Origin of the sequence: Rhodococcus sp. NPDC058521 (assembly GCF_042719695.1) — a bacterium.
Taxonomy (GTDB): Bacteria; Actinomycetota; Actinomycetes; order Mycobacteriales; family Mycobacteriaceae; genus Rhodococcus_F.
In genome coordinates, this window is the sequence record NZ_JBHXNL010000014.1 from 22,401 (window position 1) to 41,292 (window position 18,892).

The following is an 18,892-nucleotide window of genomic DNA, read 5'->3' on the forward strand; positions in this document are numbered from 1 at the left end:
CGGACATGCGCCGGACTGAACTTCTGGTCCCACCCGTCCCACACCATGCACCGCATGCGCGAGTGTTCGCGCCGTGGCGCCGGGTGTATGCCGTCCTAATCGTCATCCGGCGTGCCATACGTACGTATCGCCTACATAACCTGGATGAACAAACCCGAGGGCGCCAAGCACGCTCCTGGCATCCCAGTCCGCCCTGCACAAGATCTCGCGGAAGCTGCTCGAATCGACGGTGTTCCAGGTGGCGATAACGCTGACCAATTTGCCCGGCATCTGACACGCGGTGAAGTCGACGCCGTCGATCCTCGCGTTCATCGTGTCGTAGGAGTCCGGGCCCTCGATAGACGTCCATCCATTCGTTCATGTTTCCTCCTGCTCAGGCGGCGGGATGGGCGAGCGCGAGCGAGCTCACGATGTTGTGACCAATCAGGCGTCTGGAATCGGCGGGCAGTCCGGCTTCGAAGGTTCGGCGTGCGGAGAGGGCAAGCCGATCTGCGATCTGGTTGAGCGGGTGTCCGCTGTGGCCCCTCACCCAGGAGATCCGTACCTGGCGGCCGTGAAGCCGCGGTAAGAACTTCACTCCCTCGCTGACCCAGGACGAGCTCGCCTTCTACGACGCGGTAGCCCAGAACGAATCAGCGTTAGAAGAACAGGGCGACAGCAAGCTGGCCGACATCGCACGCGATCTGGTTGCCGTAATGCGCCGGGATGTTCGCACCGACTGGACACTGCGCGAGGACGTAAAAGCAAAGCTGCGCTCTCAGATCAAGCGGCTGCTGATCAAGCACAAGTACCCGCCGGACAAGCAAACCGATGCCATCAAACTCGTTCTCGAACAGATGGAGGTACTCGCACCGAAGATGGCGGCGTGACGGAAAGGCTCTGTTTCGCTAGCGCTTTCGCCCGCCACGCCTTCGTCTCCATCCGATTGGCGCTGGTTCTCGTTTGAACCGTGTGATCAGCTTGCCGAATACCGCGCCGACGAAGAACATCAGCGCCCGTGGGTTGCAGTAGCGAACCCGCACCTACGTCGAACCAGTCCCTTACCGAACTGTGCGAACCTCCGAAACAACTGCTGGAAGCGGTCTGGCACTTCGACCGACCTCTCGTAGGGGCACCTGGCCAAACAAACCCGGACGACGACGGCACGATCGGACCGGGCGGCTCGTGTCGGCGCGAAGGTCGCCCGGATACCCCAAGTGGCTACGGTGTCCATCCTGACAGACGTCCCGGGATTCCTGGATGCTCCGAATAGCGCAGAGCAGATCCAGGTCGACCAGGAAACTGTGAAGGTCCACTCCCTCGACCCCACCAGCGTGAAGTTCGAAACGGCGAACGGGGGCTGGCGCGGCTCACACAACGTGGCAGTGTCCAGCGACCCTGCGACCGGAGAACCCTCTGCCACCGACGACCAGACCGAAGCCACGGCGACAGAAATCGTCAAGATTCTCGAAGAGCTCAAGGGACCAGACCGCGAGGTCAAGCACTGCTAGGGCGACAAACCGCGAACAGGCCGAGTTGTAGCAGATTGCTACACTGGGATCACGGGTGGTGAATCGCTCGTAGGAGAGGGCCATGACCAATGTCGCAGATCGCGTGACCAGGTTCTCGTCGGACTTGGTGGACGCCGCCGCGAACGAAGGCGAACGCGAGAACCGATCCGCACGTCAGCAGCTCGAGCACTGGGCGCGGGTGGGCCGCGAGGTATCCGATCAGCGGCAGGTAGCGCGTCGCCGGGTCGAGTCCGCACTCACGGGACGGCTCCCTCTGAGTGAGCTGTCGACTGAAGAAGGCGTGGTCTTCAACGCGGAGATCTCCGCAGCCCTCGAGGAGTCACTCGCCACAGGACACCACGTCGCCGACCGCGCCGCCCAGGGCAAAGCCTCGATTGTTCTCGACGAGCAGGGCCGCGTCGTCAAGTATCTTCCCGACGGCACCCACAACGTTCTTTGAAGCGCCTGGACTTGGTCGTCGGCCCCAACGGCAGTGGCAAGTCGACCTTCGCCGAACAGCGCCTCGCACCACTCCTTCCGCTGAACGTCTTCGTCAACGCCGACGAGATCGCGAAGGAACGCTGGTCCGATAGCCCGGAGGAGCACTCCTACGAGGCCGCGCAAATCGCGGCCACCATCCGAAACACGCTCATCGACCACGGTGAGTCCTTCATAGCCGAGACGGTGTTCTCACACCCGTCGAAGCTCGAAATCGTGAACCGCGCGCACCAGTCGGGGTACATCGTGGTCCTCCACGTCATGCTCGTCCCGGTCGAACTGTCGGTAGCGCGTGTTGCGGAACGCGTCATCGAAGGCGGACATCATGTGCCCGAGAACAAGATCCGCGAACGGTTCGCGCGACTGTGGCCACTCGTTGCCGAAGCAATCAGGCGAGCCGACCAGTCGGTCGTCTACGACAACACCGCCCCCGACCGCACCCGTATCGCTGCCCGCTACACCGAAGGGGATCTGGTCAGCCGGCCGAACTGGCCCGTCTGGACTCCGGCAGAACTCACCGGCTAGAGGACACCATCGAGGTTCGATTCCGCCAGGCCCATACTCGTGGTCATACCGATGCCGGTTGTCGCGGTGACGACATGGACTCCCTCGATCGGTTCCTCGAGGAGAAACTCCGCAAACGCTCGATCCCGAAGCTGTGGTGCGAGGGTGGTTGACGATCACGGGCGTCCACAATTACGAACCCACCATCTCGCCGAGGCAATCGATCTTCTGGAGTCCACCTGCACCAGGTACCCGTGGGAGAGCTTGGTCGAAGCTCCCGTGCCGCTCCGCGACGTAGAGCTGGTTCTGCGACCGAACCCGCCGGGAATCCTGCGTTCATTGGTTGCTCCGTAAAGGCGAGGTCCACCGCGTGCGTCAGCGGATTCGGCTCGCGACACGAGCGGCCCGCGTACCGGCCCACGGGCTCAGTGCTGGAAGATGCGCTACGTACGACAGCGGTTTCACCACCGCCCAATACAGAGTGGTCGGCACGCCGACTCGATCGCGGAAGTCCTTCGACCACTGGAGTCCGTCCAGCATCCACGACACGAATCGGATCGATTCGCTCACCGTGTATCCGTCGATCCACGCCTTCTGTTCGAACTCGGCCCACTCTCGGTGAGTGAGCACGCGACGAACGATCGCCAATCCGTCGACCTCTTCGTGGGCAAGGTGATCTCGGAGCGGCCGCTCGAAGGCCGTCAACGCGGCTGATGCATCACCTTCACTGGTCCGGCCCGAGACGAGTCCACGTGCTACCGCCTCGACCTCGAGCAAGGGTCCGTCGATTGCTTCGTGCTCCGCTTCCATGGTCGCGAGGATCGCGGAACTTTCCGGTTCCCGGTCCAGCAGCAGTGGCCACAGATAGTGATCTTCGCCCTCGTGGTGCCATCGGAGGGCATGCATCAGCCACTGGAGGTGGCGCCCCAGCCTGCGTTTCCGCCGCACCGACAGCGTCGACGGGTCTGCCAGGAGTATTGCGGCGCGCTCGAGATCGCGGCGTAGCGCCGAATGAAACATCGACATCGTGAAGGGGTCGGCCGACCATTGGCCCTTTGCCCTGACCGCTGTGTTCGTCATCTCTCGCCTTCCGGTCGTCTCCCTGTTCCGTCGATATCAGTGTGGGTGAGCAGCAATCATTAGTCCAACCGATTGCTTTGATCGCTACAATCGAAAATCGTGATTGATAGGTTCAAACTCGAAGCGTTCATCGCGGTCGCCGAAGAGGAGTCCTTCGGCATCGCCGCCGTACGCCTACAGATCGCGCAGTCGACCGTGAGCTCTCGGATCAAGGAACTCGAATCACACCTGGGTCGAAGGCTTTTCACCCGTACCAGCCGTCACGTTCGGTTGACCGCAGCCGGAGAAGCAGCCCTACCCCGGGCACGAACTGCCCTTTCCGCACTCGACGGCGTCCGGCAGGCTGTCGATGATGTCGCCGGTATTCGCCGTGGCCGCGTACGCCTCGGTCTCGTGACAGGTGCCGACCTCCCCCAGCTGGGCGACATCCTGTCCGGCTTCGCCACCGACCATCCCGGAATCGAGCTCGTCATCACGTCGGCTGAATCCAGCGACCTCGAACAGTCGGTCACCGACGGAGCACTCGATGTTGCCATCGTGGTTCGCACGGGTGCCACCGAACTGCAGTGGACCGAGCTGATCCGCGACCCACTGATTGTCGTCGGGCTCCCGGAAACAACCCGACAGGTATCGATCACCGATCTCACGACCCAGTCGCTGATAGTCCTCGACGCCGGTGCCGGGGCCCGCGAAGCACTCGAACGCGCTGCACGGCGAGCGGGAACACGGTTGCAGATCGCCGCGCAGGTATCGACACCGGATATGGCACTGGACCTGCACTCACGCGGTATGGGAGTTCTGGTGATTCCGAGCAGCTTGGCGCCCGACGAAGGCGCGGTCCTTGTCGACACAGAAGGACGAACCACCGACATCCTGGTGGGTCTCGTCGTTCATCCCGAAATACGCACGCCGGCAACCGAGGTACTCGCCAGGCGACTGACCGAAGATCTCCAGCCCTCCATGACAAAGGCACCCCGCCACAGGTGACGGGGTGCCTTCACTGTGCGCCCGAAGGGATTCGAACCCCTAACCTCTTGGTACAGAGTAGATTTCCTATACCTCAAGTAGTCCGCACACACCACGTGTGCAGTTTCCGCAGGTCGCACACACCACGTGTCCAAGTGGCCGCAAACGCGCATGTCGCCAAAAAGTGCCCATAAAGGGCCCTTCGAACGTTTCGCGCGCCTGCGCCCCACATCAAGTTTTGCGACCACACCAAATTCCTCATTAGGACACACAGGTGAACAACCTCGATACGGCGCTCCGCGATAGGGCTACATAGCACTTTGGATCTCCACGCACCGGGATCCGGTCCCTACGAGAGCCAAGTCCAGCAGCTCACACCAACTCCGGTGCTCTGGAGAACCCCTGACGTTCGATGGGCGCTGGCGGCGTCCGCCGCCACTACAGAAAGGAAGCTCCCCATGTCGCTTATCGAAAACGTCGTTATGTGCACCGTAATCCTCAACTTCGGCACTCTGACAGTGTTGATTGCACTCACCGCCAAGGCTCACCGTGCGCCAGTCGGATCGACACTCCATGAGCGTCGTTTCGCATTGACAGCTGGAGCCAGCGTGGCCTTCGTCTCATGTTGCGGTCTTTGGGCCGTACTCGAGATCCCAGCGTAGCGATCCAGATCGGGAGGGGCTTCGTGGTAGCGATCGCCCCTCCCAGATTGCCTATTGCTCGCGGTCGACTCACCGCTGTGTCGTACTCTGCCGTCACAGGTTGAGCCTGATTGTCTGATTGGCCTTTCGTACACATTGATCGAGGAGGGCAAGTGATCGAAGGCGCCGTCGATTTTGATTCGGTTCGGGCCCGCTTGCGGAGGGCTGCGAAGCTACGGCTAGAGATCGCTGATCTGCAGGCACAGGAACGCAGGTCCCCAACTCTGCGTGTGGAGCGTCAACGAGATGGCAGCAAAGTCCACTTCGTGGTGTCGTACACACCAACCGGAGATATCGAGGTCATCTTTGGAGACTGGCTACACAACGCACGGTCAGCACTCGATCACCTATTCTTTCAACTAACGATCGCCGACACCGGGAAGAACCCGCCACCTCGCCCGAGGGCTCGCCAATTCCCGATCGGCAGAACCCGCGCGGACTTTGATCGACTGCGCGAAACCGACGCCTTCTATGGCTTGAGCCGAGCAACCATCGACGCCGTGGAGTCGATGCAGCCCTATCACACAAAGTACGGATCCGAGGGCAACGTTCTCCTGTGGCTGCATGACCACGCGCGCAGCGACCGTCATCGCACACCCTGGAAGCTGGGCGTCAGGATTCGGTGCTTCGAAGTCAACCTCCCCAACGACGTACTCCCACACCTTGCCGGGTGGAAAAAGCTGGATCCACAAACGACGCCAGCGGTAGTCGGCGACGATGAATCTCTCACTCTCGTGACGCTACGTTTCGAGTCGACGCACGCGGCACAACGGTTCTACGGCACAAACACATTGGATGTAGAGACCGACCTCGAGGTCATCAACTGGTATCGAGACACTCACCAAGCGGGCCTGTCAGCGAATATTCGAAACGACAGTCTGGAATCGAGAATGACGTTCACTGAAAGATATCTGGGCATGGTGATCGATCATTTTGAGACGTTGCAGATTCAATGATTCTGCCCCACACTTGGCCGTCGCGATCCTTCATTCACACCTCATCGTAGATGGTAAGCCGCCCTGAGACAGCTACATTCGACACAGCAACGACGACTCAGCCATGCCATGCAGCTGGCTACTCACAGGGGTTCACGGAGGTTGATGGTGGGGAACGCACGAACTGCTTCATGGGCGCGGTGGCGCGAAAATTGGCAGACTATCGAACTCCTGATGGAGATCCGGACATCCTCAAAACCGATGTCCCACCCCAAGCGAGCCGCACTGAATCAGAGCGGGATGGTCTTCATGGTGTCCGTTTGGGAAGCCTACATAGAAGACGTGGCTCGTGAAATTGCCGACCATATCGCGTTATACGCCAAAACCTTTGACGAACTTCCCAAACGGCTACAGACGATCATCACAGACGGGATGATCGTCGCCAAAACACCTCGCTGGCTGCCAAGGGACATCGCCGGAGATGGGTGGCGTGAAGTCGTTCGAACCAACTCCAGGCAGAAGTGCTCTGATCTGAACACACCCAACGAAAAGAACGTGAACACCCTCATTCACGACACCACGGGATTGGCCGGGCTCTCGGAATCGTGGCAGTGGCAGGGAGCAAGGCAAGGCGGTCCAGCCGCACTCCTGGACGAGACCATCAGCATTCGAGGGGACATTGTTCATACCGCCCAGAAGCCGCCAGAACTCAACGCGAACTGGATCAAGACTTATGGCGGCAACATCACACAGTTGGTAAACCGGACGGATTCCGCCTTGTTCGAGTACGGAGCCACCTTCGGCACCATGATCGATTTCAAAGACTCGACAGGCGAGGCAGCTAGACAGTGGCTCACTGAAGACGACCATCCAGCGTCGTAAACCCCACTTACCGCTTCTATCGTGGCAACTACTCCGCCCGCAGAGCCTCCATCGATGGCGGCACCCGAGCCGATTGCGCTGCGGGTGCGGCGCCTGGCGAGGCTGTTCGGCACCGCTGGAATCTCTTACCTATTGGGTGTCGCAGACTCCGAAGTCATGCGTTGGGCATCCGGTCATGATGCGCCCGACGCGAAGGCGATCACGATGCTGACTGACTTGGAGGATGTTTTCGTCCGCGCATGTTTGGTGTGGGGTAGGGAGGGTGCGCGGTCGTGGATGGAGAGTCCGAATGTGTTCTTCAGTGGCGCTGCTCCCTTCGCTGTTCTCCGCCGAGAAGGCGCTGCCCGCGTCCTCGAAGTGCTGGATGCAGAGGCATGGGGAGGCGGGGCCTAGCTGGGCACCGTGAAGGTCAGCTAGGTGGTGGGTCGAGACCGGCAGAACGGCCGAATCTACGGCTCTGTGGTGCTCACACAAGTGCTGCAGCACCTGCTTTGTGGGTACTCATTTGCTCTAGTCCGTTGTGAGTAGCCTGCATCACCCATGCGCACGGTTCGTGCAGCGATCGATCCTCCCTGGAGCAGGCATTTCACGCGGCATGGTCTCGCTGCGCAGAGGTGCGCACGGTAGTGCCCCGAGTGCAGACATTAGTGGTGTAAATGGGTGCGCGAAGGGGTGTGTACAGCTTCAGGCTGCCTATTCGTACGGTCTACTTGGTCGCGAATACTTTGCAGACGCTGTGTCAGCTTTGGCACGACCAGTCAGACGAGTAGCCTGCACATCTTTGACCGGGGACTTTGCACACCCTGCGGTATGGGGTTGTTGGGACTTCGCACAGGTCGCTGCAGGACCAGACATTAGTGCTGCGGGAGGCATGAACACCGCTACTGCACACCTCCATCCTGCCTATTCATGGCAGTCCCTCCTGCGACTCTCGGAATCTGCGCCGACACACCGACAACATCACAATAAACGCGACTGTAGTACTAGGGCGTGTCTCCCTTATCTGGGCGGGTCGTGAGGCGATGCTGTTCAGGTGGCGAAGACATCGCGGTTTCGGTTGTTCGATGACGCTCAGTGGGAGTTGATCTCGGAGTTGTTGCCCTCCAACGAGGGTCGCCGTGGTCACCCGTTCGGTGACGATCGCCGTGTGGTCGAAGGCATCATCTATCGGTACCGCACGGGAATCCCATGGCGTGACTTGCCGAGATCGGAGTTCGGGCCGTGGCAGACGGTGTGGAAACGCCGCCGTCGCTATGCCAGTGACGGTACGTGGGATCGGGTGCTGATGGCCCTGTTGGCGATGGCTGATGTCGACGGTCGATTGGATTGGACGGTCTCGGTCGATGCCACGATCAACAGGGCGCATCAACATGCGACGAACACGACTCGGCCTGACCAGGACACAGGGGGCTGGGGCGAATTACACGAACTCTCCGGTCGCGGAGTGTGAACCTGAAGGTCACGGTATCGGCCGCTCACGTGGTGGGTTGACCACCAAGATCCACACCGCCGTCGACGGCAACGGTCGTCCGGTGGCCGTGGTCGTCACCGGCGGGCAACGAAAACGATCAGGCGATGCTGGCCGGAGTGCTCGATGAGATCGTCGTCCCGCGCGTGGGAGGTGGCCCAGCACGCACCCGGCCCGATGCGCTCATCGCCGATCGGGCCTACTCCAGCGGCGCCGCTCGGCGCATGTTGCGTGATCGACGGATCACCGCGGTCATCCCGCAGAAGCGGGACGAAATCGCGGCCCGTCAACGCCGCGGCAGCGCCGGGGGTCGACCGCCGGCATTCGCCCTGCGGGCCCGGCCCGCAGGTCATCGGGTGCCCCGCGCCGACGACGGAACAGTCGAACAGGTGTGGTTGCTGGCCGAATGGCCCACCGGCGCAGCGCAGCCCACCGACTACTGGCTATCCACCATGCCCGCCGACACCGCGATTGACGAACTCGTCCGACTCGCGAAACTGCGCTGGCGCATCGAACACGACTACCGCGAACTGAAAGTCGCACTCGGTCTCGACCAGTTCGAGGGCCGCTCCTGGCTCGGCTGGCACCACCACGCCACCCTCGTCACCGCCGCCCACCTGTTCCTCACGACCCTGCGGCTGACCGACCCAAAAGCCGATGGGCAGGGCTGACCCTCTACGGCATCGTCCGCGATATCCAACGCGCACTTGCCATCTGGATCGGAACCTGCCCGCTGTGTCACCACAGCTTCCCGACCTAACAAAGTCCTACTAGGGCGACGCAGCAACAAGGGCCGGTTCAGTCGACCAGCTCCGATACTGGGGTCGGACTCTGGAGCTTGTTTCGCATCTTCATGATTGCCCCAGCCTTACCTGCACCCACGACCGCGGTCAGCATCCCACCTCTGCTGTAGTACGCCACGAACTTGGCGCCGTCATCGAGAACCACATGGACCTCATGACTGGGCGAGGGTTCACCCAATGCCTGAATCTTGACGTCGAACTGATCGCTCCAGAAGTACGGAACGACAGGATGTGAGGGTTCGTACTCTGTGTCCAGGATCGCCCGCGCGACTGTCGCCGACTGGTCGACCACGCTGTTCCAGTGCTCGACCCGCGATGCTGTGCCATACGCATCACGCCAGTTCGCGACATCACCCAGAGCGAACACACCCGGAACGTTCGTCCGGCCTGATGCATCACACGCAATGCCGCCACCGTCCTCGGCGTCGGCTAGCAGAATTCCGGACCCATCGAGGTAGTCGACCACAGGATTCGAACCGACCCCGACGACCACAATGTCTGCCGGTAGCGTGGTGCCGTCGGACAGGGTCACCGCCGTCACCGTGGGGTCGCCGGCGATTCCTGCCACTCCAACACCGGCTCGAATCTCGACTCCGCGGTCAATAAGTATCCGGCCCACCATGGTGCCCACCCGCTCGCCTAGCGAGAATGCGAGCGGGGCGCTGGCAGACTCGACGATAGTGACCTTCAGCCCCATGGAGGCGAGACTTGCAGCGACCTCACACCCGATGAACCCGGCGCCGACGACAACCGCTGCACTGGAACGAAGGGCCTCCTCCCGCAATGCGACCGCATCGTCGTAGGTGCGCAAGGTGTGGACACCAGCTTTCCCGTCGGCGACGGGCAGCCGGCGTGCATCCAAGCCGGTAGCCAGCACCAGCGTGCCGTAGGCGAGCTTCTCGGCTCCTCCGTCGGGTAGCTCGACGTCAACGGTTCGAGCATCCGTGTCGATCGACGCTACCCGGGTTCCCGTACGCAGGTCGACGTTCTTCTCTGCGTAGAAGGTGTCGGAATGCAGTTCCGTCTTGACGGCATCGCCTGTCAGCACGGCCTTCGACAACGGTGGCCGGTCGTAGGGGTGGTGGGACTCCCTGCCGATGAGAATCAGATCACCGTCGTAGCCTCCGCTACGGAGCTCTGCTACCACTCTTGCTCCACCGAGCCCAGCACCGACAACGACGATTGCGGAACTCATGTCATCTCCATTCCCACAGATCGGTGACCCAACAGACCGTGCCCACCGGTACTCGTGCAGTCACTCGTCGAGCGTGATCGCGTTTCGCGGGCACTGCCGAACCGCCTCGCGCACGACGTCCTCGTTGTTCGGCGTCACCGAATCGTGCAGGAGATGCAGATTGTCGTCCTCATCGAGGTCGAAAACCTCCGGCGCCACGCCTGCACACAGACCATTGCTCTCGCAAATCTGGTCATTCACTTCGATTCTCATCCGAACTCCTCACATGACGAACACCGGTACACCCGAGCTCTACTTGAGGCACGCACCGGCGTCGACCGGCAGAGTCACACCCGTGATGTAGCGGGCTTCGTCCGATGCCAGGAAGAGAACAGCGTTGGCGATGTCTTCGGGTTCGACCCACGGCACAGGCAGAGTGTTCATCATCTGTGAAATGGGTGCGAAATCGTCGGGTCCGGGGCTCTCGAGATCCGGGCGGAACATCCCGTAGGTCGCCTCGTTCATGATCATCGGAGTATTGACCTGCGTCGGATGGACCGAATTCACCCGGATACGGTGCTGCGCCAACTCGATTGCAAGCGTACGCATGATCCCGATGACCCCGTGCTTGGCAGTGACGTAGTGCCCGCAGAACGGGTAGGACTTGAGTCCACCCACCGAGCTGGTCAGGACGATCGATCCCCCCTGTCCGCCTGCGATGATATGCGGAATTGCCGCCTTCGCGGTATGCCACACACCCGTCATGTTGACATCGATCATGTCCTGCCAGGTCTTCGAATCCATGTCCTCCAGGGAAGAACCGCCGGTGGCTATTCCTGCGTTGGCAACGACAATGTCCAGCCGTCCGAAACGCTCGACGCCGGTCTGAACTGCCTTCGTCAAACCGTCGAGGTCCCGGACGTCCACCTTGGCGGTGACGATCCGACGGTCTTCTGCCTCCACCAGTCGAGCAGTCTCCGCGAGGTCGTCCTCGCTTGCCAGCGCGAACGGGACGCCGTCGACCGATTCACAGATATCGACAGCAATGATGTCGGCGCCCTCCTGCGCAAGTCGCACAGCGTGGCTTCGTCCCTGGCCGCGGCCGGCTCCCGTAATGAAAGCGACTTTTCCTTCGGTTCTCTTGCTCATGAACATCTCCTCTGGGATGTGCGCGATGGATGGTGGTCGAGTCAGAAGGTGGTGGGAAGTGTGTCCCAGCCGCGTACTGTCGAGGTCGGCGACAGCGACGCTTTCGAAAGGTCCACTTCCCACTCCGGGACCCGCTTCAGGATCTCTTCGAGGGCGATACGACCCTCGAGACGAGCCAGAGACGAACCCAGGCAGAAGTGGGTTCCAGAACTGAATGTCAAGTGTTGCTTGGTATCACGATGAATATCGAAAACATCGCCGTCGGGTGCGAACTTGCGGTGGTCACGATTGGCCGCGCCGAGAAGCAGCATCATGACACTCCCCTCCGGCACCGTCCGACCGTGGATCTCCACGTCTCGAGTGACGTAGCGCGCAACGTGCGGCGCGGGAGGTTCGAACCGCAACAACTCTTCGATGGCGTCCGGGATCAGCTCGTCGTTCTGCACGAGCTCGCGCCGCTGGTCCGGATGCTCGGCCAGAACCTTTCCGGACCACCCGATCAATCGGGTCGTGGTTTCGTTGCCGGCCCCGGCAACCACATTGATATACGTCAGCAGTTCTTCTCGAGTCAGTTTTCTCAGTTCTCCTGTCTCGTCTTCGAACTCGACGTTGAGCAACTCGGTCATGATGTCGTCCGAGGGATGCTCTTTGCGCCAATCGATGTACGCACCGAAGATGTCACCCGAGACCATGCCTTCATCGGCGGCCTTCATCGGCTTGCCTTCCTCGGTGCGCATCTGCTCGTTCGCGAAGTCACGAATGGCCTCTTGATCCTCATCCGGAATTCCGAGCAACATGCCGATGACTTTCATCGGCATCTGCGACCCGAGATCCTTGACAAAGTCGAGTTTCCCCGTTTCGAGGAGTGGGTCGAGACTGTCCGCACAGAACTGGCGAATCTTCGGCTCCAACGCAAATACCTTGCGAGGAGTGAACATTCGTGACAGTAGCTTGCGGTGAATGTCGTGAATCGGCGGATCCTCGAAGATGAGAACGCCTGGCGGGATGTCGATGTTGGCCTTGATGAGTTCCAGGATTGCGCCACGGGCCGAGCTGTACGTCTTGTAGTCCCTCAACGCCTCCGAGACATCCTCGTGCCGGCTGAGGGCATAGAAGTCGTGTTCCTCGTTGTAGTACAACGGCGCCTCCTCCCGGAGGGCCTTGAACATCGGATACGGGTCGGCATTGAGTTCGACGTCGTACGGGTCGTAACGAACGTCGTTGGTGGTTGTACTGGTCACGAACATCATCCTTTCGGAGGGCTGAAACTACTGTGATTCCTGATTTCGGACCTGCTGCCGCACCGAGATGCTCTCGTCGAGCGGGCTGTCGTCGGCATGTTCGGCAGCGACGAACGAGAAGATCACGGATGGTCCTATCGTGGCGCCGGCGCCGAGGTACTTCCGACCCATGACGGATGCCGCGCAGTTCCCGGCTGCGTACAGTCCGGCGATGGGAGCTCTCGAGTGATCCAATACCCGCGCGTACTCGTCACACAGCAGTCCCCCGTTCGTCCCGATGTCACCCGGATACATCGGGACTGCGTAGAAGGGGGCCTTCACGATCGACCCCATGCAGGCGTTCGGCCGGTGTGACGCATCACCCTGATACTTCTCGTGATCACCTTCACCACGGAAGTAGTCCTCGTCCACACCGTTTTCGGCAAGTTCGTTGAATCGATCGACCGTCTCGACGAGGGCCTTCGGTTCGATCCCGCATGCTTCCGCAAGCCCGGCCAGAGTTCGACTCTTCTTCATTGCCCCGCTCGCTATCCAGTCTTTGGGGGTAAGTCCTGGCGGAGCGGAACCAAACGTGTAGTGGGACCGATGCTGCGCATCCACGATCAACCAGGAGGGAAGAGCACCGCCAACTTCACGTTCGCGCGCAAACATCCTCTGACCGGCCTCTTGATAGGCGATCGCCTCGTTGAAGTATCTCTTTCCATGACTGTCGACCATGATCGAATGCGGCTTACTACGTTCACTGATACACATGTTCGGTGTGCCATCCGGCATCAACCACGAAGGGAGCCACCAGGCTTCGTCCATCATGTCCGTTGCGGCGCCGTACTTGACGGCGATCTCGATCGCCTCACCGGTGTCGCCAGGATTCGCGCTGGTCCACTCCGGACGACCTGGCTGATCTCCGGAATACTTCTCGCGCATCTCGCGATTCCAGGAGAATCCACCGGCACTCAACAAGACACCATTGGATGTCCGGACTCGGACAGTGGTTCCACCTCTGTCCAGGACGGCGCCACGAACTTGCCCGTCATCGACGATCAGGTCGACGAGAGCCGTCTCTGTCCACACCGGAACCCCACGTTTCCCCAGTGCCTTCAGCAGATGAGCGATCAGCGCCGCACCATTGGTCAAGAGCTTCTTCCTGGTTATCCGGCCCCTCACGGTGCGCGCGATGATCCGCGCCATCACCGCAATACCCTTGCGTGTCCGAAGGTTCGAAACGTACGCGGCTTCACCGGTATACATCGTCAGGTCGCCGGCGACGGGGGGACGTAGAAGGTTCGCCTGGTCGCCGAGCACTCGAGCGTCGATCACCGCCGTCTCTACCGACCGCGAACGTGCCTTCCCGCCTTCGACGCCTCGCATTCCCGAGTAGTAGTCGCTGTATCCGTCTATACGGACGAACGGAACACCCTCGCGCTCGAGGAAGGCGTACATCCTCTTGCCCGACTCCAGATACGCCCTCCTGCGAGGAACCGAAGACGCCGAGCTCGTTTCGGTCGGCTTTCCGACCACCGAATCGAAGTATGTTGCGGCTTCTTCGATGCTGTCGTCCACGCCTTCGCGGGCCATGAGCGGATTGTCCGGTATCCAGATCACCCCGCCCGACATGCCCGTCGATCCGCCGATCATCTGCGATTTCTCGGCAACCACGACGTCCATCCCCAACGCCGCGGCCCTCAATGCACCGACCAGTCCCCCTCCCGAGCCGATGACGAGAAAGTCTGTCGAGTAGTCCCACTCGGGCATCTTCAGTACCTCATTCGACGGGTGGACCAGGGTGTGCGGGCTCGAAGGATCACCAGGTCACCGGTAGTTCGTACACGCCGTATGCGAGTCGATCCGACTTGAATTCGATGTCCTCGATGGGACGCGCCGCCGCGAGCGTCGGGATCCGGCGGAAGATCGTGCTGTAGAAGATCTGCAGTTCGACACGCGCCAACTGTTGGCCGATGCACTGATGTGGCCCGAACCCGAAACCGGTGTGGTGACTCGCGGTCCGTCGAAGGTCGAGCTTCGCCGGCTCCGGGAAGGCGGCCGGGTCCCAGTTCGACGAGCTGAGTTCCATGATCACGCCGTCTCCGGCGCTGATCTTCTGTCCGGAGATCTCGATGTCTTCCGTAGCTATCCGGCGCTGACCATTGTGAATGATCCCCAGGTAGCGCATCATCTCTTCGACGGCGTTTGCGAGCACCGCCTCGTCGTCGGAGTCCCGGAATATCGCGAGCTGCTCGGGATTCTCGAGCAGTGCCAACGTGCCCAAGGCGATCATGTTCGCGCTGGTTTCGTGGCCGGCGATGAGCATGCCCAACCCCATTTGCGCAGCCTCGGCCGCATCTATCTCCCCGTCCTTGGCCTGGCGCGCGAAATCACTCAGAACATCGTCCGTCGGATTGGACATCTTCTCCTGGACAAGCTCGTGCATGAACATGAACATCGCACCGAACGCTTGCATGTTGTCCTCGGGAGTCGCGTACCTGTCCACACTCTTGACCGCGTTCTCCTGGAAGAAGTCGTGGTTCTCGTAGGGAACACCGAGCATCTGACAGATCACGAGGGACGGCAGCGGCAGCGCGACTGCAGCTACGAGATCGGCCGGCTTGGGACCGGCGAGCATCGCATCGAGCAACTCGTCGGTGGTCTGCTGCACGTGGGGCCGAAGAGCGGTCACTCGCTTGAAGGTGAAGGCACGTGTCATCATTCGGCGGAATCGTGTGTGCTCTGCACCATCGGAGTTGAAGACGGACTTGGGACGCATCTTGACGTTCGCGGCCATGCCTTCGTTCCAGTGCGGAAATCCTGGCAAGGACTCGTCAACGCTTATCCGGGGGTCGGACAGTAGCGCCTTCTGCTCCGCATGGCCGGTGACCAACCACGGCGTGGACCCATCCCAGATCTTGACACGACTGACCGGGTTCGCTTCACGCAGTTGTCGCGTTTCTTCGGGCGGGGCGAAAGGACACCGAGAGTCCCGATCCATCGGGAAGTAGTGGGCATCGGTGTTTCGAGTATCGGTTACCGATTCGGACATGAGGGATGGTCCTTCTGGGTCGGCGGTATCTGAGTGTGGCTCTGACGGTGCTCAGTCTTCGACGAAAATGGCACCAGCCGGGCAGACGGCTGCTGCATGTCGGACGTCATCGGCATCTTCTGCCGGCGGGTCGTCGTCCACGAGGATCGCGATTCCGTCCTCCTCGCGTTGGTCGAACACATCCGAAGCCGCAGCAACGCATTGCCCGGCGCCGATGCACTTGTCCTGATCGATGGTGATCTTCATCGTCGTCTCCTACGGCATCGGTGCGTGCCGGTATCGCATCGACACGCGAGACAAGTTGTCGGACATACTTTCTCGGAACGATCGGGGAGCATTTCCTGTCAACCGTCTTCGCGGGAACCCGCATTGTCGAGCTTCTTCGACGGCGGGCCGGCGCAGGTGCCACCGTCCACTGGGAGCAAGGTCGCGGTGACGTAGCGACTCCGCTCGCTTGCGAAGTACACCGCCGCGTCCGCGACATCCTCGGGGGTGCCCTCACGCTCGAGAGGCCGATTCGCCGCCATGATGCCGCGGATCATCGCCGTGAACGATTCCGCGTCCGCGCCCATGCTTGCGGCAGATGCCGCCAACAAGGGCGTCGGGATACTCCCCGGTGCGATGCAGTTGACACGAACATTGTTGGGCGCCAGGTCGATCGCCACCGATTTCGTGAAGTGGATAACGGCGGCCTTCGACGCACGGTAGGTCATCACACTTCCACCCGCCTGGATTCCACCTATCGACGAGATGTTGATGATCGACCCTCCGCCGTTGCCCACCATCGCCTTTGCAGCAGCCTGGGTGCCGGCCATCACACCGAGAAGGTTCACACTCAGGATGCGATCGAAATCTGCCAGGTCGTCGTCCAGGAAGCTCGGATGCATGGTTCCCGAGACTCCGGCGTTGTTCACCATCACGTCGAGCTGTCCGAATCTGTCGACGGCTGCGCGGACCAACTCCGTGATCTGACCTGGATCGGACACATCTGTTCGCACAAAGATCGCGGACTCCCCCAGTTCGGCGGACACCTTCTCGCCGCCCTCCTCGTCCACGTCGGCGACAACGACTTGCGCGCCCTCCCGCACGAACTTTTCTGCGATCCCCTGCCCCAAGCCAGATGCGCCACCGGTGACAACGGCAACCTTTCCTGACAATTCATCAGCCATGTGCGAATGCCCTTCGATTATTCCAATCCGAATTCTGGACCCTTTTTCGTGCGTCACAGAATTTGATCGGTATCGGCAGTAAAAGAACGTTCATCCCTCAGGAATGAATGTTTGTCGAGAACGCTGAAATCACCTACTGGCCGTGAACCATGCGTTCACCACGCTCGACGCCCGAGGCGGCGAGCCTTAACACATCCCGAGACTCCGAAGTGCGCGCTCCGCCCGAGTCCGACTATGTTGTGCATCTCACTTTCCGGTCCAGACTCTCAGTGCTCCGCACTCTTGTCAAGCGATTGATTGATTTTTCTCGGCGCCTCCCGAACACTCCGCGAGCATTGGTCACCCGAGTGGCTTACCGCTTTACTACCTGCAGGTCAGGACGTAGATTGACGGCGAGAACTCCTTGCACGCCGCCTGGCGAGATGGCCGAGACGCGCACCACTTGCCCTTTCGAGGCGACCCAGAGGGCTGGATTCGAGACGCTCACACCCATCGAACTGCACCTGCTGACCTCAGCAAATGACGATTCTGACGATCGAAAAGTGGCTGATACGCACGGATATGGACAGCTCACCGAACGTATGTCCAGTTCGCTAAATGCCTCAAGCGAGTGATTTACTGAAGGCAACCCTTGGTGGGTTGACCCATCCGATCCGACCGAGAGACCGGGCTGGCTCGCTCAGGAATGTAGAAGAACAAGGCGTGCACGTTCATGTCGCCAGAGGAGGTCAGACGAGATGCGGTCAGACGAGATTGCGTCCGATCGGCCGAGCCTGAGCGACGCTGCGGCCCCCGCGAAAGCAGTCACGCGACAGCGCAAGAAGGAAGCGACACAAGAGCTCATCCTGGACACCGCCGAGAGGTTGTTCGCCGAGGACGGCATATACGCCGTTTCGAACCGCCAGATCGCCGAAGCTGCTGGTCAGGGCAACACCGCAGTGGTGGGTTATCACTTCGGTAGCCGCATCGATCTGTTCCGTGCGCTGGTGCGCAGGTTCCATGAGGGCATCGAACCGTCACGAGAACGCATGCTCGACAAGATTCGCGGATCCATTCACCTCCGCGATTGGATCGAGTGCCAAGTGCGCCCGATCACACAGCGTTTCGACGAACTCGGGTCACCGACGTGGTTCGCTCGATTCGGCGCGCAACTCATCTCCGATCCCGAGTTGCGTGACATTCTCCTCGAAGAGTCGTGGAAGTCGTCCCCTTCATTGCAGCTGACACTCGACGGCCTTCTGAGCTGCCTGCCCTTCCTACCTCCGCAGATTCAGCCGGAGCGCACGGACATCGCGATGTTCCTGATCATCGAGATGTGCGCACAGAGAGAGCGCGCCTTGGCGGACGGGCGCCCCCTCATTCGGGCAACGTGGTCCGAGATGTCCACAGGACTCGTGGATGCTTTGGTCGGCATCTGGACCGCACCGGTGACACCCGCCTGACGGCTGTGCGCGTCGGACAGATCATCGCTACCCAACACCGAGACGACCAGCTCACTCACGGGCAACCAATCAACTGGCGTGCAAGGAACCACCTGCTCTCGCCGGCTGCACGCGTGCGACGCACGCTAGAGATCCGCCCTGCATCAGCGCCGCCGCGAACGGGCTGACCAACTTTGCTCAAATTAAATCAACCAAGTGATTGACGTACGCAGTGTGATGCGGTTCACTATGCCTTGGGCGTAGAGCCGACAACGCGCACGGAGCCGCGAGGTCGGCCAACCGCAGACTTGTTCATGACCTGGCTCGAATTCAGGTACAACGCGAGCATTTGTGCGCTCATGCCGAATACGTCCATG

19 protein-coding genes and 2 pseudogenes are annotated in these 18,892 nt (G+C 60.8%); 11 read left to right on the forward strand and 10 right to left on the reverse strand.

Annotated features, from left to right (window positions below; genetic code table 11):
- Positions 1–373: 373 nt before the first annotated feature.
- Complete coding sequence (locus ACFWO3_RS18480; protein WP_378580398.1) at positions 374–577, reverse strand: RNase H family protein; 204 nt, start codon at positions 575–577, stop codon at positions 374–376.
- On the opposite strand from ACFWO3_RS18480, the pseudogene ACFWO3_RS18485 reads away from it, so the two are divergent.
- The 4 genes and pseudogenes from ACFWO3_RS18485 to ACFWO3_RS18500 form a co-directional block, all read left to right on the forward strand.
- Positions 558–869 (forward strand): annotated as a pseudogene (locus ACFWO3_RS18485) (type I restriction enzyme endonuclease domain-containing protein); the annotation flags it as partial. The gene ACFWO3_RS18480 and the pseudogene ACFWO3_RS18485 overlap by 20 nt on opposite strands.
- 336 nt (positions 870–1,205) lie before the next feature.
- Positions 1,206–1,490, forward strand: a complete 285-nt coding sequence (locus ACFWO3_RS18490) for a hypothetical protein (protein ID WP_378580400.1) — start codon at positions 1,206–1,208, stop codon at positions 1,488–1,490.
- A gap of 82 nt (positions 1,491–1,572) precedes the next feature.
- Positions 1,573–1,950, forward strand: a complete 378-nt coding sequence (locus ACFWO3_RS18495) for a hypothetical protein (RefSeq protein WP_378580402.1) — start codon at positions 1,573–1,575, stop codon at positions 1,948–1,950.
- Positions 1,947–2,513, forward strand: coding sequence for a zeta toxin family protein (locus ACFWO3_RS18500; RefSeq protein WP_378580404.1), 567 nt, complete (start codon positions 1,947–1,949; stop codon positions 2,511–2,513). The genes ACFWO3_RS18495 and ACFWO3_RS18500 overlap by 4 nt, the downstream gene beginning before the upstream one ends.
- A 354-nt stretch (positions 2,514–2,867) precedes the next feature.
- On the opposite strand, the gene ACFWO3_RS18505 is transcribed toward ACFWO3_RS18500, so the two are convergent.
- On the reverse strand, positions 2,868–3,572 hold the full coding sequence (locus ACFWO3_RS18505; protein WP_378580406.1) for a hemerythrin domain-containing protein: 705 nt from the start codon (positions 3,570–3,572) through the stop codon (positions 2,868–2,870).
- A gap of 99 nt (positions 3,573–3,671) precedes the next feature.
- Here ACFWO3_RS18505 and ACFWO3_RS18510 point away from each other — a divergent pair, with 99 nt between their 5' ends.
- The 6 genes and pseudogenes from ACFWO3_RS18510 to ACFWO3_RS18535 all read left to right on the forward strand — a co-directional run bounded on the left by ACFWO3_RS18510 (position 3,672) and on the right by ACFWO3_RS18535 (position 9,298).
- Positions 3,672–4,559 (forward strand): LysR family transcriptional regulator, encoded by an 888-nt coding sequence (locus tag ACFWO3_RS18510; protein WP_378580408.1) that lies wholly within the window; start codon positions 3,672–3,674, stop codon positions 4,557–4,559.
- A gap of 793 nt (positions 4,560–5,352) precedes the next feature.
- Complete coding sequence (locus ACFWO3_RS18515; protein ID WP_378580410.1) at positions 5,353–6,195, forward strand: hypothetical protein; 843 nt, start codon at positions 5,353–5,355, stop codon at positions 6,193–6,195.
- A 213-nt stretch (positions 6,196–6,408) separates the two neighbouring features.
- Entirely contained in the window at positions 6,409–7,056 is a 648-nt protein-coding gene (locus ACFWO3_RS18520) for a HEPN domain-containing protein (protein WP_378580412.1), read from the forward strand.
- 54 nt (positions 7,057–7,110) lie between these two features.
- Positions 7,111–7,449, forward strand: a complete 339-nt coding sequence (locus ACFWO3_RS18525; RefSeq protein WP_378580414.1) for an MbcA/ParS/Xre antitoxin family protein — start codon at positions 7,111–7,113, stop codon at positions 7,447–7,449.
- A 640-nt stretch (positions 7,450–8,089) separates the two neighbouring features.
- Positions 8,090–8,506: an IS5 family transposase gene (locus ACFWO3_RS18530; protein ID WP_378580416.1), complete on the forward strand. Its 417-nt coding sequence runs from the start codon at positions 8,090–8,092 to the stop codon at positions 8,504–8,506.
- A 125-nt stretch (positions 8,507–8,631) separates the two neighbouring features.
- Positions 8,632–9,298, forward strand: a pseudogene (locus ACFWO3_RS18535) (transposase).
- A 24-nt stretch (positions 9,299–9,322) separates the two neighbouring features.
- Here ACFWO3_RS18535 and ACFWO3_RS18540 read toward each other — a convergent pair.
- From ACFWO3_RS18540 to ACFWO3_RS18575, 8 genes are all read right to left on the reverse strand, one after another.
- Positions 9,323–10,522 (reverse strand): NAD(P)/FAD-dependent oxidoreductase, encoded by a 1,200-nt coding sequence (locus ACFWO3_RS18540; RefSeq protein WP_378580418.1) that lies wholly within the window; start codon positions 10,520–10,522, stop codon positions 9,323–9,325.
- 60 nt (positions 10,523–10,582) lie between these two features.
- Positions 10,583–10,774 carry a ferredoxin gene (locus ACFWO3_RS18545; RefSeq protein WP_378580420.1) on the reverse strand — a complete coding sequence of 64 codons (192 nt, stop codon included), beginning with the start codon at positions 10,772–10,774 and terminating at the stop codon, positions 10,583–10,585.
- Between the two features lie 39 nt (positions 10,775–10,813).
- Complete coding sequence (locus ACFWO3_RS18550) at positions 10,814–11,650, reverse strand: mycofactocin-coupled SDR family oxidoreductase (RefSeq protein WP_378580422.1); 837 nt, start codon at positions 11,648–11,650, stop codon at positions 10,814–10,816.
- Positions 11,651–11,691: 41 nt separating this feature from the next.
- Positions 11,692–12,819 carry a cytochrome P450 gene (locus ACFWO3_RS18555; RefSeq protein WP_378580574.1) on the reverse strand — a complete coding sequence of 376 codons (1,128 nt, stop codon included), beginning with the start codon at positions 12,817–12,819 and terminating at the stop codon, positions 11,692–11,694.
- A 99-nt stretch (positions 12,820–12,918) separates the two neighbouring features.
- The gene (locus tag ACFWO3_RS18560; RefSeq protein WP_378580424.1) at positions 12,919–14,643 is read right to left on the reverse strand and encodes an FAD-binding protein; all 1,725 of its coding nucleotides are present in this window, start codon (positions 14,641–14,643) and stop codon (positions 12,919–12,921) included.
- 49 nt (positions 14,644–14,692) lie between these two features.
- A complete protein-coding gene (locus ACFWO3_RS18565; RefSeq protein WP_378580425.1) occupies positions 14,693–15,925 on the reverse strand; it encodes a cytochrome P450 in 1,233 nt (410 codons plus the stop codon).
- A 51-nt stretch (positions 15,926–15,976) separates the two neighbouring features.
- Positions 15,977–16,171 carry a ferredoxin gene (locus ACFWO3_RS18570; RefSeq protein ID WP_378580427.1) on the reverse strand — a complete coding sequence of 65 codons (195 nt, stop codon included), beginning with the start codon at positions 16,169–16,171 and terminating at the stop codon, positions 15,977–15,979.
- 98 nt (positions 16,172–16,269) lie between these two features.
- The gene (locus ACFWO3_RS18575; RefSeq protein WP_378580429.1) at positions 16,270–17,094 is read right to left on the reverse strand and encodes a glucose 1-dehydrogenase; all 825 of its coding nucleotides are present in this window, start codon (positions 17,092–17,094) and stop codon (positions 16,270–16,272) included.
- Between the two features lie 737 nt (positions 17,095–17,831).
- Here ACFWO3_RS18575 and ACFWO3_RS18580 point away from each other — a divergent pair.
- The gene (locus ACFWO3_RS18580) at positions 17,832–18,536 is read left to right on the forward strand and encodes a TetR/AcrR family transcriptional regulator (protein WP_378580431.1); all 705 of its coding nucleotides are present in this window, start codon (positions 17,832–17,834) and stop codon (positions 18,534–18,536) included.
- Positions 18,537–18,892: the final 356 nt, after the last annotated feature.

Coding starts and splice junctions, on each gene's coding strand:
- ACFWO3_RS18550 (WP_378580422.1), bottom strand. CDS start 11,650: ATGAGCAAGAGAACCGAAGGAAAAGTCGCTTTCATTACGGGAGCCGGC.
- ACFWO3_RS18565 (WP_378580425.1), bottom strand. CDS start 15,925: ATGTCCGAATCGGTAACCGATACTCGAAACACCGATGCCCACTACTTC.
- ACFWO3_RS18545 (WP_378580420.1), bottom strand. CDS start 10,774: ATGAGAATCGAAGTGAATGACCAGATTTGCGAGAGCAATGGTCTGTGT.
- ACFWO3_RS18525 (WP_378580414.1), top strand. CDS start 7,111: ATGGCGGCACCCGAGCCGATTGCGCTGCGGGTGCGGCGCCTGGCGAGG.
- ACFWO3_RS18505 (WP_378580406.1), bottom strand. CDS start 3,572: ATGACGAACACAGCGGTCAGGGCAAAGGGCCAATGGTCGGCCGACCCC.
- ACFWO3_RS18495 (WP_378580402.1), top strand. CDS start 1,573: ATGACCAATGTCGCAGATCGCGTGACCAGGTTCTCGTCGGACTTGGTG.
- ACFWO3_RS18520 (WP_378580412.1), top strand. CDS start 6,409: ATGGAGATCCGGACATCCTCAAAACCGATGTCCCACCCCAAGCGAGCC.
- ACFWO3_RS18580 (WP_378580431.1), top strand. CDS start 17,832: ATGCGGTCAGACGAGATTGCGTCCGATCGGCCGAGCCTGAGCGACGCT.
- ACFWO3_RS18560 (WP_378580424.1), bottom strand. CDS start 14,643: ATGCCCGAGTGGGACTACTCGACAGACTTTCTCGTCATCGGCTCGGGA.
- ACFWO3_RS18575 (WP_378580429.1), bottom strand. CDS start 17,094: ATGGCTGATGAATTGTCAGGAAAGGTTGCCGTTGTCACCGGTGGCGCA.
- ACFWO3_RS18555 (WP_378580574.1), bottom strand. CDS start 12,819: ATGTTCAAGGCCCTCCGGGAGGAGGCGCCGTTGTACTACAACGAGGAA.
- ACFWO3_RS18540 (WP_378580418.1), bottom strand. CDS start 10,522: ATGAGTTCCGCAATCGTCGTTGTCGGTGCTGGGCTCGGTGGAGCAAGA.
- ACFWO3_RS18570 (WP_378580427.1), bottom strand. CDS start 16,171: ATGAAGATCACCATCGATCAGGACAAGTGCATCGGCGCCGGGCAATGC.